This window comes from Streptomyces composti, from assembly GCF_012034205.1.
Lineage (GTDB): Bacteria > Actinomycetota > Actinomycetes > Streptomycetales > Streptomycetaceae > Streptomyces > Streptomyces composti.
Map to the genome: position 1 here is coordinate 32,727 of NZ_JAATEM010000005.1, position 13,252 is coordinate 45,978.

The following is a 13,252-nucleotide window of genomic DNA, read 5'->3' on the forward strand; positions in this document are numbered from 1 at the left end:
ATGCGGAGCCCCTCATGATGATCGTCGGCATTGTCGCGCTGTGCGTCGTCCTCGCCGTTCTCGCCTTTCTGCTTCCCCGGCTCTCCCGGCGTCCGCAGAACGGGACCCAGCGTGCCCTCGGGCTGGGATCCCGGGCCGGTTCCAAGGCGCCGGGGCCGCTGGGGCGGCTGCTGAGCAAGCCGTTCAGCTCCGGCTCGCGGGCGGTCGGGCGCAGCGGGGCCGCCGGGCGGCGCACGCGCGGCAAGCTGCCCTTCTGAGGTCTCCGGCGCGCCACTCCGCCTTCACCGGTGCCCCGGCGTGGCCGTGCGGCTTCCCTCCAGTCGTGGCGTGGCTTTCCCGCTTCCGTGCCGGTGCGTCCCCGGCGTGCCCGCCGGCTTCTCCGACGTCCAGGCGGGACGTGCCCGCCGGGCGGGTCAGGCGTCGGCGCCCGCGGCGGCGGGCTCGGCGAGGGCGGGGGGTCCGGCCGCCATGGCGTGCAGGGCCGACCTGCCTGCCGTGAGGATGCGCAGGGCGCGGGGGAAGTCGTGCAGCTGCTCGGCGAGGATGTCCAGGCCGACGAGCAGGGAGGCGGCGGGCACCTTCCGGGCTTCCAGCAGGTGGGCGGTCCAGGTGAGGAAGGTGAGGAAGACCTCGGCGTCGTCCACATAGAGGGCGGTGGCGAGGAAGTCGATGATGTGGGCGATGTCCTCGGCCGTGCGCTCGCGCTGCTCGTCGTCGTAGCCGGCCATGGCGGAAAAGCGCGTCTCCAGGTCGAGCACGGTCTGCCTGACCAGCCGGGGGCGGGCCTGGACGACCATCGTGTACTCCTGGTCCGCCAGGTGGGGCAGGTCGTCCAGGGCCTGCCGGCCGGCCGAGGTGACGGACCGGGTCAAGCCCTCCTCCAGGAGGGCGGCCGCCGCCCGGGCGTCGGGGGCCCAGCCGTCGGCTCCGAGGACACGGGCGTAGCGGCCGTCGGCTCCGAAGGCGCGGCCGCCGGCCACCACGGGCACTCCGGTGGCCTGGCAGGCGGTGACGGCCCGGTGCGCGTTCGGCAGGTGGGTGGGGATGGACCCGGAGAGCAGGACGGCCGCCGGGTTGGTGCTGTGCAGATGGGCGATGAGGTGCGGGGTGGGGGTCTGGGCGCCGAGGTAGTCGACCTGCCAGCCGCGCAGCTGCAGGATCTCGGCGACGAGCCGGGCGGGGAAGGCGTGCCACTCCCCGTCGACGCAGCAGACCGTGACGCGTCCGCGGGACGGCTTGCCCTGGCGCATGGCGCGGTGGTGGGACAGGGCGGTGACGACGCGCTCGTTGATGGCGGTGGCGGCGTGCTCCTGGGCGACGGTGAGACGGTCGGCGGCCCATTCGCTGCCGATGCGTTCCTGCACCCGGGCGATGACGTCGAGCAGCAGGTCCTCCCCGCTCACGCCGTCGTCCATGGCCTGGACGACGAGGTCGACGGCGGCGTACTCGTCGGCGGCGACGACCGCCTGCCAGAGCTGCTCGTGCAGACCGGCCGTGGTGGTGGGGCGGTTCACCGGTTCCTCCTGGTGGTGTCCTGCGGGGTGACGGCCGGTGCCGGCCCGTTCCTGTCCATGCCGATCGCGACGACGGCCATGTCGTCGTGGCCGCCGGGGCCCAGCCACTGGGAGGCGAGCATCTGGACGTGCTCGACCACCGCCTCGGCGGGCATGCCGCCGCAGGCGGTGAGGGCGCGCCGCAGCCGCTCCTCTCCGTAGAGCTCGTCGCCGAGCGGGCCGCCGCGGGCCTCGGTGATGCCGTCGGTGTAGAGGAGGCAGATCTCGCCGGGGGCCAGTGTCGTCTCGTACGACTGGGCGGTGACCTCGGGCAGTGCCCCGACCAGGGTGCCGCGGGTGCCGGCCTCCTCCACGGTGCCGTCGGCGCGGACGAGCAGCGGCGGCAGGTGCCCTGCGCTGGTGAGGCGCAGGTCCACCCGGTTGCCGTCGCGGCGCACGGAGGCGAGGACGAGGGTGACGAAGCGGCCGTGGTGCGAGGTGAGCAGCGCCCCGTTGAGCAGGCGCAGCACCCGCTGGTGGTCGTCGGCGAGGGGCAGCAGGGCGTGCAGCGTGTTGCGGATCTTGCCGGTCAGCACGGCCGCGTCGAGGCCCTTGCCGGCGACGTCGCCCAGGGCGACCAGGGTCTCCCGTGAGGGGTCGGGGCCGGGGTGGACGTCGTAGAAGTCGCCGCCGACGCGTTCGTGGTCGGATGCGGGGCGGTAGTTGCCGGCGTAGGTGACGCCGTGCACGCTGCTGAGCGCCGGAGGCAGCAGTTCCCGCATCAGGGTGGCGGTGATGGCGGTCTGCTCGGTGTAGAGGCGGGCGGCGGACAGTGCGGCGCCAGCGCGGGCGGCGAACAGCCGGGCGAAGTTCTCCTCGCCTCCCGAGAAGGCCCGCTCGGTGCCTGAGCGCAGCAGGATCAGCACGCCGGCGGGGACTCCGTGACCGGGCAGGGGCGTGACGATGACCGAGCCGACGGCAGCGGTGAAGCCGGGGGGTAGCACCCAGTCCGGGATCTCCCCCGGGTCGAGCCAGCGGGCGGGGACGGGCGGGAAGCCCTGGAGGGCCTCGGGCAGTCCGGGCACGCTGTAGGGGTCGATGCGGCGTGCCACCTGGCGGACGTCACCGTACCGGCAGGCGTAGGTCAGCTGGTGGTGACGGCCCTGGGACGGGGAGACGAGGACGGCGGCCTCGGCGAGGTGCTGGGCGGCGAGGGCGGCGGTGACCTCCATGCAGCGGGGCAGATTGAGGGTGGAGAGCAGCGTGGAGGAGACGTCGGTGAGCAGTTCGCAGCGCTGCTTCTCGCCGCGCAGTTCCGTCTCCGCCCGGTGGCGGTCGGTGTCGTCCAGCAGCCACCACACGACCTCCCCGTCGGGCGAGGCGGTGGGGCGGGCGGTGACCATGCGGTCGCCGACGGGGCCGGTCAGCGGGGCGGCAGCGGAGGCGGGCGGTCCTTCGGCGAAGCTCCGGTGGGCGTCGACCAGCCACGGGGGCGCCACCTCGTGCAGCCAGCCGCCGGCCTCGGCGAGCGGCAGGAGCGTGCGGGCGGCGTCGTTGAGCCTGGCCAGACGGCCGTGCCGGTCCGCCACCAGCACGGGAAAAGGGACGTCGGCCCACGAGGTACCGGCCTGGCTGCCGGTGTCGCGGGATCGGGCGGACGCCCCACGTGAAGCCTTCACCATCTGAGGCACGCTTCGTGCGCACCCCACCACCTTCCTGCGACTTCGTGCGTGGAACGGCAACGGTCCCGCACCTGCCCCCGCGGACGCAACCCAAAGGGCGCGCAGGGCTGCCGAACGTGAGATATGACGCCTCGCCGGGACGGCCGGGGCCCCCGGCGCGGTCCGCGTCGTGCCGGTGAGTGACGTGACGGTCGCACGGTCAGGTCTCCTCGAGGCCGTGGACGGTGGTGAGGCGGGTGAGGCCGGAGATGGTCAGGACCGGGGCGAGCAGCGGGGTGGCGACGATCTCCACGCGGTCGGCGTGGCGGAAGAGCACGCTCAGGCCGGCGCTGTCCAGGTGGTCCACGGCGGTGAGGTCGACGATCAGCGGCCCCTGGGTGGTCTCGATCGCGGGGGCCAGGGTGCCGATGTCGCTCATGTCGATCTCGCCGGCGACCGTCAGCCGGGTGGCGCCGGCGGGTGCGTGCCCGGGGGTGAGGGTGAGCGGGCCGGTCATCGGGCGATCCTCGTGTACATGTCGACGGTGGTCCCGGCCGTGCCGGGGACGATGGTGACGTCCTGCATCAGAGCGCGCATCAGTGCCATGCCCCGCCCGCGGTGCGGGCTGCGGTCGGGCCGGGGCGTCTTCCAGCGCCCGGTGTCGGTGACGGTCAGGCGCACGTCGTCGACCCGGGCCTCGGCGCGGAGCCTGACCGGGCCGGGGATGTCGCGGTGACCGTGCTCGATGGCGTTGGCGCACGCCTCGCCGACCGCGACCAGGATGTTCTGCACGGTGTGCGGGGGCATCTCGCACCGGGCGAGCCAGCTGCGCAAGGCCGTGCGGACGGGCGCGAGTTGGGCCGACTCGGCGGGGAACTCCATGTCCAGCGGGGCCGGGTGGCGGTACAGCAGCAGTGCCACGTCGTCGTCGTAGCCCCCGGCGGGCGCGAGCCGGGTCATGATCCGGCTGGCGAGTTCGTCGACGGCCAGGCCCCGCCCGTCGTGGACGGCGGCGCCGGCCTGGTCGATGCCGGCGGTGAGGGGACGGCGCCTGCGCTCCACCAGACCGTCGGTGCAGAGCAGGAGGGTGGCGCGTGCGGGCACGGTGCACGTTCCTTCGGGGCGGGTGCGGCCGGGACGCACGGCCAGCGGCACGGAGCGTCCTTCGTCGAGGAGGACGGTGGTTCCGTCGCGGTGGGTGAGGATACCGGGCGGGTGTCCGGCGCTGGAGTAGGTGAGACGTCCGGTGCGGGGGTCGAGCACGCCGCAGAAGACGGTGGTGCACAGCGCGCCGGGGATGCCGGCGGCGAAGTGGTCCAGGGCCATGAGGGTCTGGGCGGGGCCGACGTCCTGGAGCAGCAGGGCGCGGCAGGCGCTGCGCAGCTGCCCCATGACGGTGGCGGCCTTCAGTCCTCGGCCCACGCAGTCGCCGACGACGATCCCTGTGCGCCCGTCCGGGAGGGCGACGGTGTCGTACCAGTCGCCGCCGACCTCGAGGGGGCGGGTGGCGGGCTCGTAGCGGACGGCGAAGCCGTCGGGGAGGCTGGACGGGCCGAGGATGGCGCGCTGCAGCGCGAGCGCGGTCTCCCGCAGCTGGTCGATCTGGTGGGCGCGGGCGAGACCCTGGGCGAGCTGGCCGGCCGGCAGCGACAGCAGCAGATGGTCCTCTCCGGTGAAGGGGCGGTGGTCGCCGAGGTCGAGCCACACCACCATGGTGCCCTCGGGGTGGCTGATGGTGACGGCCGCGCCGGTCGCGTGGTCGACGGGGGTGAGCAGGGGCCTGCCGAACGCGTCGGTGAGCCGGTCGCGGAGGCCGGCGGGCAGGTCCGTCCAGCCGAGGCCGGGCTCGGTGGTGGTGACCGACGGCCTCCCGGCGCCGTCGGAGAGGGCGGCCAGGACGGTCTCGGCCCGCCAGACGCTCCTCAGTTCGGCCAGGGCTCCTGACAGGGCCTCGGGCAGGCTGGTCGCCTGGGTCAGCCGCAGCCCGAGGGCCGCCTGGGCGCTCTTGCGCCGTACGGCGTAGTGCTCGGCGGTGACGTCGCGGAAGGTGCCGACGGTGACCTGGCGGCCGGTGCCGGGGTCGTGCGCGTGGTTGAAGGAGGCGCTCACCCACAGGCGGTGTCCGTCGCGGTGGCTGACCGGGACGGTGTAGGAGCCCTTGGGGTCCTCCATCAACTGGGCGAAGGCCGCGGCGATCCGGCGGTGCGCCTCGGGGTCCTTCACGGCGTCCGGCCACCAGGGGTGGACGGGACGGTAGGGCAGTTCCTCGGGGCCGTAGCCGAGGATGTCGGTGAAGGCGGTGTTGATCTCGACGACGGCTCCGTCCTCGTCGCAGACGAAGAACGCCTCCTGCAGCGAGTCGACCAGGGCGGTGTGCCAGCGGGCCTGCAGGATGCTCACCGCGGTCCGCAGACTTTGCGGCCACTGCCCGGGCGGCCCCAGCGGTGTCGACGCCCAGTCGACCGCCGCGAGGTCCCCGCCGGCCTCCGCCTCGGCGGCGAACACCCCGGTCACCGCCCCGGCCGGCTCCCGCCGTGCCTCCCGCGGACGCGTCACCCGACACCCTCCTCGCACGCCGGCCCCACCGAATGCGCGCCGGAAGCGGACGGCGTCCGTCGTCGTGTTCGCCTGAGGCGTCGCACGAGGACGAGGGGCCGGCCTGACGTTCGCGGTGTCGCGCTCATCATCTGCTTGTCCGCCGGTACCCGCAGACTCGGGGAGTAGGCCGGAGTTCCGCGGGAACCTGCACGGACGGAATCATTGCTCTGCCGCGCTCTGCCGCAGGGGCGAAGGTGTCAGCGGCGACACGGCTGCCCTCTCTCTCGTGTCTGCGCCCCTCGACCGTGATCAGGAGAATCGGTGACCGAGCCCGTCGACCTGCTGACCGTGACCTCACGGCGGTTTCCCACCGGCCCCCATGTGCTCGAGGTGGCGGGCGAGCTGGATCACCACACGGGCCGGCTGCTGACCCGCGCGGTGGAGGAGACCCCGTTCGCAGAGCACGGTCTGGTCATCGACCTGTCCGGGATGACGTACTGCGACTCGACCGGCATCACCGTGCTGATCACCGCCTATCAGCGGGCGGAGGCGCTCGGCGCGCCGCTCGGCCTGGCGGGGGTCGGCCGGGACCAGATGCGGGTGTTCGAAGTGGTGGGTCTGGACCAGGTGTTCACGTTCCACGGCACCGCGGAGGAGGCCGCGGCGTCGCTGCGCGGCTGAGACCGTGCGGCCGGACGGTGCGGCGGCGACGTGCGGCGCTGGGGCGCTGGTCGCCCGGGGGCTGGGGGAGCCCCGGAGGGATGAGGGATGAGGGCTCGAGGAGGGGGGTGAGGGCTCGTGGGCGCGAGCAGGCTCAGAGAGCGATGCGGGCGGTGACGCGCTTTCCGCCGGGTTCGCCCTGTATGTCGATGTCCAGGCTCAGCGCGGCGACGATCTCCAGACCGTGCTGGCCGACCCGGGTCGGATCGGCCGCGCGCTGTGCGGGCATGACCGGCTCACGGTCCCGGACGGTGATGGACAGCACGCCCTGGGCCACGGCCAGCGACAGCTCCACGGGAGGGGATCCGTACTTGATGGCGTTGGTGACCAGTTCACTGACCACGAGCTGTACCGCCTCGGCGGTCCGGGGCGGCACGGGCGGGCCCGACGCGGGCAGGCCGGCGAGGAAGCGGAGGGCGAAGTGGCGTGCCTCCGCCACGGGGAAATCCGCGTGCTCGAAGGTCACGGACACGTCGCTCGCGCCCACGCCCTGCTGGGCCCGGGCCCCGTTCAGTACTTTGTCGCCGTCCGGCACAGCCTTCGCGCCCCCGTGAGCACGGAACACGTGCGCCTTCCGTGCGGGTCAGAACTCTTCTCGCCCCTGTGACAGTACCCACTGCCATGCGGCCGTCCCGTCGGGTCGCGGCCGGCGGGCCGGGTCAGGGGGCGGCAAGCATACCGTCCCGCAGTCGTGCGAGGAGGCGGGAGATCAGGCGGGAGACATGCATCTGGGAGACACTGAGGTGTTCGCCGATGTCCTTCTGGGTGAGCTCCTCGACGAAGCGCCAGTGCAGGATCTGCCGGTCGCGTTCGCCCAGCTCGGCGATCATCGGTGCCAGGGCGTGGAAGTCCTCGACCAGTTCCAGGGCGGCGTCGTCGGAGCCGATGAAGTCCGCCAGGGCGGCCTCGCCGTCCTCGCTGCCGTGGATGGTCGCGTCGAGGGAGGCGGAGTTGTAGCCGTTGGACGCCAGGCGGGCCTCGACGACCTCCTCCTCCGAGAGGCTCATCAGCTCGGAGAGCTCCTTGGTGGTGGGATTGCGGCCGAGCCGGCTGCGCAGCTCCTCCGTGGCGCGGGCCAGCTGCACGCGGGCCTCCTGCAGACGACGGGGCACATGCACGGCCCAGGAGGTGTCACGGAAGAAGCGCTTGATCTCGCCCACGATGTAGGGCACGGCGAAGGAGGTGAACTCCACCTCGCGGGTCAGCTCGAACCGGTCGATCGCCTTGATCAGGCCGATCATGCCGACCTGGACGATGTCCTCCATCTCCTCCGGGCCCCGGCTGCGGAACCGGGAGGCCGCGAAGCGGACCAGGGACATGTTCATCTCGATCAGCGTGTTGCGCGCGTACTGGTACTCGGGGGTCCCCTCCTCCAGCACGGCGAGCTGGTCGAAGAACAGCTTGGACAGCTCCCGCGCGTCCTTGGGCGCCACCTTCGACGGTTCGGTCATCTCAGGCATCTCGGTGGAGCGCCCGGCGGTGGTCCGCACGGTCGTCTGCATGGTGTTCCCTCCCGGTGTGCGGCCGGCGAACGGTACTCGGCGGCCAGAGCCCTCCGTATACCCCCGCTTCGGGGGTGCATGCCTACCGGTTTCGCTCCGATGTGGAAGCAGCCGGAACGGACGTGGGAACACCGTCGGACGCCGCTCGGGGCGGGCCCGCCTCCCAGAGGCACCAGGTCGACCACAGCAAGAGTACGAGAAAGGCGACGAGCAGCCCGAGCAGGGTGAGCGTCTGCCGTGCCGTGCCGCCGCCCTGGAGCAGCGACAGCAGCAGACAGAAGGTCCAGGCGGCCACGCCGCCCGCGTACAGAGCCCTGAGCTGCCGCAGCTGACCCGTCGACTTCATTCCCCACCTGCCGAGTGCGTCCGATGATCGCCGCCGTCCCGGTACCCCGCCCGCCCGGTTTCATGACGGACGAGCCGGCAGGGGGTGGGCGGGGCGCTCAGGCGGCCGCGGTGTACGCCGTCGTCGAGATGGCGGTGTCGGTGCGGGCGTGGATGACCAGGCGGATGCCGCTGGTGTCGGCTTCCTCCTCGAGCCTGCGGCGGGCCAGGGCGCTGTGCGTGGCCACGGACATCATGATGCCGAGGCTGCTGCACAGCCGGTGGGCCCGCAGGACGACGTCCAGTGCGGTGCGGTTCGCGGCGGGGTCCGCCAGGATGATCACGACGGGGGCAGGCGCGCAGGCGTGCACCAGATCGGTGATGTCCGTGAGAAGGGCGCCCCGGCCGCCGTCCGCGCCGTCCGCGCCGTCCGCGCCGTCCGCGCCGTCCGCGACGTCGGCGCCGTCCGCGACGTCGGCGTCGTTGATCGAGAGCACGAGTACGCCTTGTTCCAGTGCATGTGAAAGCATGCTTCGCTTCACCGTTTCCTGCTGTGCCTTGCTTCGCCTGCATCCCCGTGTGCCCCGGAAGCCGGGAGGCACGCCGCCGGGGGCGGAACGAAACGGACGGGAACGGGAAGTACTCGATCGGCTTCGACGGGGCAGACGGATGAGGCACCGTTCCCCGGCACCCGAGGAGTACCACCCCATGCCCCAGACGCAGGACGTCGTCGAGCTCATCCTCCAGGACCACCGCCGCATGGAGGACCTCTTCCGGCAGATGCGCAGTGTCGAGGCCGACCGCGCGGGCGCGCTGCGCGAGTTCTCGGCGCTGCTGGTCGCTCACGCCGTGGCCGAGGAGAACGAGGTCTACCCGGCGCTGAAGCGGTACAAGAACATCGACGACGAAGAGGTCGAGCACGGCGAGCACGAGCACGACGAGGGCAACGAGGCGCTGCTCGGGCTGCTCCAGGTCGAGGAGGCCGGGTCCGAGGAGTGGGACTCGAAGCTGGAGGAGCTGGTGGAGGCGGTCACGCACCACGCGGACGAGGAGGAGCGCACGATCCTCAACGGGGCGCGGGAGAACGTGGCGATGCCGCGCCGGGAGGAGCTGGGCGCGGCCTTCCTGGAGGAGCGTGAGCGTCAGCTGAAGGCGGACTGCGGGAGCGTGGAGAACGTGCGGCGCATCGTGCAGTCCGCGAAGTCCTCCTGATCCGAGCCTTCGGGCCCGTCCTGACCGGAGTCCTCTCCGTCTCCTGACCGGTCGCCGCCGCGACGGCCGGGAGACACACCGGATGATCACCCTCATGGCTCGGCGCACGCCACCCGGACGAATGGTCTTGGCGTCCATTGGGGCCTACGGCGACGCGCAGCACAGGCGGCCGGGACGGAGGCGGGGCTAGTTTGCGCTGGGCCGCACCCCGCGACGACGGGGGCGGCCCAGCGGGGCCCTGCCCGTCTCCGTCCCTGCCGCTGATGCCGCCCCTGCGCTGCTGCCGAAGAGGAATCCGATGGCGACCCAAACCGAGCCCGTTGCTCCAGTTCCGGCGGCCGAGCGACACCGCCGCGGTCGGGTGATCATCTCCTGGCTGACCACCACCGACCACAAGAAGATCGGCCACCTCTACCTGATCACGTCGTTCGTGTTCTTCCTGGTCGGGGGAATCCTGGCGATGGCCATCCGGGCGGAGCTGGCCCGGCCGGGAACGCAGCTGCTGTCGAACGAGCAGTACAACCAGGCGTTCACCATGCACGGCACGATCATGCTGCTGCTGTTCGCCACCCCGACGTTCGCCGGGTTCGCCAACGCGGTGATGCCGCTGCAGATCGGCTCCCCCGATGTGGCCTTCCCGCGGCTGAACATGTTCTCGTACTGGCTGTTCCTCTTCGGCGGGCTCATCGTGCTGAGCAGCCTGGTGGTTCCCGACGGCGCCGCCGACTTCGGCTGGACCGCCTACACGCCGCTGAGCGGACCCGAGCGCACCGCGCACCTGGGCGGTGATCTGTGGATCATGGGGCTGGCCCTGGCCGGGTTCGGCACCATCCTCGGTGCCGTCAACTTCATCACCACGATCATCTGCATGCGCGCCCCGGGCATGACCATGTTCCGGATGCCGATCTTCACCTGGAACGTGCTGCTGACCTCGGTGCTGGTCCTGCTGGCGTTCCCGGTCCTCGCGGCCGCGCTGTTCGCTCTGGAGGCGGACCGGAAGTTCGGTGCGCACGTCTACGACGCGTCGAACGGCGGGGCACTGCTGTGGCAGCACCTGTTCTGGTTCTTCGGCCACCCCGAGGTCTACATCCTCGCCCTGCCCTTCTTCGGCGTGGCCACCGAGATCCTGCCGGTCTTCTCCCGCAAACCGCTCTTCGGCTACATGGGGCTGGTCGGTGCCACCATCACCATCACCGGTCTGTCCGTGGCCGTGTGGGCGCACCACATGTTCGCCACGCAGGCGGTGCTGCTGCCGTTCTTCTCCTTCATGAGCTTCCTGATCGCCGTCCCCACCGGAGTGAAGTTCTTCAACTGGGCCGGCACGATGTGGAAGGGCTCGATCTCCTTCGAGCCTCCCATGCTGTGGGCGGTCGGCTTCCTGGTCACCTTCCTCTTCGGCGGTCTGACCGGCGTGCTGCTCGCCTCGCCGCCGATGGACTTCCATGTGACCGACAGCTACTTCGTGGTGGCGCACTTCCACTACGTGCTGTTCGGCACGATCGTCTTCGCGATGTTCGGCGGCTTCAGCTTCTGGTGGCCGAAGATGACCGGGAAAATGCTCGACACCCGGCTGGAGAAGGTGCACTTCTGGACGCTGTTCGTCGGGTTCCACACCACGTTCCTGGTGCAGCACTGGCTCGGCGCGGAGGGCATGCCGCGGCGCTACGCGGACTATCTGGCCCTCGACGGCTTCACGGCCCTCAACACGGTCTCCAGCATCGGCGCCTTCCTGCTCGGCCTGTCCACGCTGCCCTTCCTGTACAACGTGTGGTGGACCGGCCGCTACGGCAAGCGGGTCGAGGTGGACGATCCCTGGGGCTACGGCCGCTCGCTGGAGTGGGCGACGTCCTGCCCGCCGCCCCGCCACAACTTCGTCACGCTGCCCCGTATCCGCTCCGAGTCGCCGGCCTTCGACCTGCACCACCCGGATCTGGCGCAGCTCGAGGAGGCGGAGAACGTCGGCAAGCGGGACGCCGTGCCCACCGACCGCCACAAGGGCGAACCGCGATGAGACGCGGCGAGCGCGGACCGGTGCCGGACGGGCGCGGGAGCGCCCTGGCCGACCGGGTCGAGGGTTATCTCCTCGCCCGCACCCACCACGAGCAGGCTCGCCGCGAGGCGGAGGCCCTCTGCGCCCGCCTGCCCTGGCTGACCACCGCTCAGGCGGAGGACGTCACCCGTCAGTACGTCCGTCAGCGCATCGACCTGACCCGCACGACGATGCTGCACACCCTGGAACGCGCGGAGCAGATGCGCGGCGAGTACGAGGCCCGGTACGCGGCCCTGCGCCGCGGTCTGCTCCGCCGCCACGCCGCCTTCGCCTGCGCCGTCGTCGCCTGCGCGGGGGCCGCGGGCACCGCGGTGTGTCTTCTCGGCCGCTAGCCGCATCCCAGCGGCGCGGGTGCCGCGTCCGGCCGCCGCGGCTGCTCGCAGGTGGTCGCGGATGCTCACAGGTGCGGGCGCATCGCGGCAGCCACGAGGGGTACCTGGCTCGTGCCCGCGCGGGACGCCCCGGCGGCCGCGCGGGCGGGCGGGCGCGGCCCTGACCGGCGTTTCCGTGAGCGGAGAGGAGCGACCCATGGCTGTGAGCATCGAGGAGCAGACGGTCGTCCAGCTGGGCGGTGCGGCCAGCGTCCTGGCCCGGCAGCGACGCGATCACGCCGAGATGGACCGGCTGATGGACCGCTGGGGCGCTCTGGCCGACGGTGCGGAGCGTGAGCGGCTCCTGAAGGAGCTCGTGCAGCTGGTCTTCAGCCATGCCTTCGCAGAGGAGACCGTGCTGTGGCCGGCCGTGCGGCGGTCGGTCGAGGGCGGGGACGAGCTGACCTCCCGGGTCGAGGAGGAGCACCAGCAGATCAACGATCTCGTCGCGGAGATCGAGCGCCTGAGCCCGGGGTCCGCCGGGCGGGAGGAGAAGGTGCGCCGGGTGTTCTCCCTGATCCGGCAGGACATCCGCGACGAGGAGGATGTGGTGCTGCCGCGCCTGCAGGAGGCGCTCCCTGCCGCGCAGCTGCGCCGGCTCGGCACGGCATGGGACACGGTGCGGCGGACTGCGCCCACGCACCCCCACCCTGTCATCCCGAGGCGCCCGCCCGGCAATGCGCTGCTGGGCGTGCCGCTCGGCGCCTGCGACCGGATCCGGGACGCGGTCGGAGCGGGCAGGGCCCGAAAGGGCCGGGCGAGCGGGGCGGGCGGGGCGGCAGGAGACGCCGGCGACGCGGAGACACGGCAGAAGAGGCTCGAGATCCTCCTCAACGATCACCTGGCCGGGGCGGCCGGCGCCGCGGAGCTGGCCCGGCGGATGGTGCGGGAGCACGGTGAGGGCCCGGACGGCGACAAGCTGAGGGACCTCGCGCGGCAGTGCGCGCAGGACCGGCTGGCGCTCCAGCGGCAGCTCGGCGAGCTGGGCATCCCGGTCAGGCACTACAAGGTGTACGGGGCCTGGCTGGGCGAGAAGGCCGGACGGCTGAAGCCCAACGGCCGGCTGCTGCGCGGTACCGGGCTCTCACTGCTGGTGGAGCTGGGTGCGTTGCGGCTGGCGGCGCAGGGCAAGGCGCTGTGCTGGCGCGCCCTGCTCGCCGCGGCCCGGCGGGACACCCGGCTGGACGCGGCCCGCCTGCTGGAGCTGCTGCGCCGGGCGGAGCAGCAGATGGAGACGCTGGACGCGCTGCACGACGAGGCGGCGGGGGCTTTGCTGGCCGGTACGGCGACGGCACGGCACGACGCGTGAACGGCCCGCCCGGCGGCGAGGCCCGCACCCGGCTCGCGGTCCCCGGTCCCCCGTCCGCCGCGCGCCGTTCCG

General features: G+C 72.5%; 13 protein-coding genes and 1 pseudogene. 6 read left to right on the forward strand and 8 right to left on the reverse strand.

Features of this window, described 5'->3' with window-relative positions; all coding sequences use genetic code 11:
* Positions 1-14 precede the first annotated feature (14 nt).
* Positions 15-257 carry a DUF6411 family protein gene (locus HCJ93_RS05650; RefSeq protein ID WP_167991660.1) on the forward strand — a complete coding sequence of 81 codons (243 nt, stop codon included), beginning with the start codon at positions 15-17 and terminating at the stop codon, positions 255-257.
* A gap of 156 nt (positions 258-413) precedes the next feature.
* Here the strand turns inward: HCJ93_RS05650 and HCJ93_RS05655 are convergent, their stop codons facing one another.
* The 4 genes and pseudogenes from HCJ93_RS05655 to HCJ93_RS05670 form a co-directional block, all read right to left on the reverse strand.
* A complete protein-coding gene (locus tag HCJ93_RS05655) occupies positions 414-1,514 on the reverse strand; it encodes a cobalamin B12-binding domain-containing protein (RefSeq protein ID WP_167991662.1) in 1,101 nt (366 codons plus the stop codon).
* Positions 1,511-3,175 carry a PP2C family protein-serine/threonine phosphatase gene (locus tag HCJ93_RS05660; RefSeq protein WP_167991664.1) on the reverse strand — a complete coding sequence of 555 codons (1,665 nt, stop codon included), beginning with the start codon at positions 3,173-3,175 and terminating at the stop codon, positions 1,511-1,513. The genes HCJ93_RS05655 and HCJ93_RS05660 overlap by 4 nt, the downstream gene beginning before the upstream one ends.
* A gap of 199 nt (positions 3,176-3,374) precedes the next feature.
* Positions 3,375-3,671 (reverse strand): STAS domain-containing protein, encoded by a 297-nt coding sequence (locus HCJ93_RS05665; RefSeq protein WP_167991666.1) that lies wholly within the window; start codon positions 3,669-3,671, stop codon positions 3,375-3,377.
* Positions 3,668-5,539, reverse strand: a pseudogene (locus HCJ93_RS05670) (ATP-binding SpoIIE family protein phosphatase); the annotation flags it as partial. The gene HCJ93_RS05665 and the pseudogene HCJ93_RS05670, both read right to left, overlap by 4 nt.
* 474 nt (positions 5,540-6,013) lie before the next feature.
* On the opposite strand from HCJ93_RS05670, the gene HCJ93_RS05675 reads away from it, so the two are divergent.
* Complete coding sequence (locus HCJ93_RS05675) at positions 6,014-6,373, forward strand: STAS domain-containing protein (RefSeq protein ID WP_167991667.1); 360 nt, start codon at positions 6,014-6,016, stop codon at positions 6,371-6,373.
* Positions 6,374-6,506: 133 nt separating this feature from the next.
* Here the strand turns inward: HCJ93_RS05675 and HCJ93_RS05680 are convergent, their stop codons facing one another.
* The 4 genes from HCJ93_RS05680 to HCJ93_RS05695 all read right to left on the reverse strand — a co-directional run bounded on the left by HCJ93_RS05680 (position 6,507) and on the right by HCJ93_RS05695 (position 8,768).
* The gene (locus HCJ93_RS05680; protein ID WP_309141316.1) at positions 6,507-6,977 is read right to left on the reverse strand and encodes an ATP-binding protein; all 471 of its coding nucleotides are present in this window, start codon (positions 6,975-6,977) and stop codon (positions 6,507-6,509) included.
* Between the two features lie 94 nt (positions 6,978-7,071).
* Positions 7,072-7,914 (reverse strand): RNA polymerase sigma factor SigF, encoded by an 843-nt coding sequence (locus HCJ93_RS05685; protein ID WP_167991669.1) that lies wholly within the window; start codon positions 7,912-7,914, stop codon positions 7,072-7,074.
* Between the two features lie 82 nt (positions 7,915-7,996).
* The gene (locus HCJ93_RS05690) at positions 7,997-8,260 is read right to left on the reverse strand and encodes a hypothetical protein (protein ID WP_167991671.1); all 264 of its coding nucleotides are present in this window, start codon (positions 8,258-8,260) and stop codon (positions 7,997-7,999) included.
* A 97-nt stretch (positions 8,261-8,357) separates the two neighbouring features.
* Positions 8,358-8,768, reverse strand: a complete 411-nt coding sequence (locus HCJ93_RS05695) for a hypothetical protein (protein ID WP_167991673.1) — start codon at positions 8,766-8,768, stop codon at positions 8,358-8,360.
* Between the two features lie 178 nt (positions 8,769-8,946).
* Between HCJ93_RS05695 and HCJ93_RS05700 the strand changes: the two genes are divergently transcribed.
* The 4 genes from HCJ93_RS05700 to HCJ93_RS30000 all read left to right on the forward strand — a co-directional run bounded on the left by HCJ93_RS05700 (position 8,947) and on the right by HCJ93_RS30000 (position 13,180).
* Complete coding sequence (locus HCJ93_RS05700) at positions 8,947-9,450, forward strand: hemerythrin domain-containing protein (RefSeq protein WP_167991676.1); 504 nt, start codon at positions 8,947-8,949, stop codon at positions 9,448-9,450.
* A gap of 298 nt (positions 9,451-9,748) precedes the next feature.
* Positions 9,749-11,461, forward strand: coding sequence for an aa3-type cytochrome oxidase subunit I (gene ctaD / locus HCJ93_RS05705; RefSeq protein ID WP_167991677.1), 1,713 nt, complete (start codon positions 9,749-9,751; stop codon positions 11,459-11,461).
* Positions 11,458-11,832: a hypothetical protein gene (locus HCJ93_RS05710; RefSeq protein ID WP_206317011.1), complete on the forward strand. Its 375-nt coding sequence runs from the start codon at positions 11,458-11,460 to the stop codon at positions 11,830-11,832. The genes ctaD and HCJ93_RS05710 overlap by 4 nt, the downstream gene beginning before the upstream one ends.
* 196 nt (positions 11,833-12,028) lie before the next feature.
* Positions 12,029-13,180, forward strand: a complete 1,152-nt coding sequence (locus HCJ93_RS30000) for a hemerythrin domain-containing protein (RefSeq protein WP_309141317.1) — start codon at positions 12,029-12,031, stop codon at positions 13,178-13,180.
* Positions 13,181-13,252 lie beyond the last annotated feature (72 nt).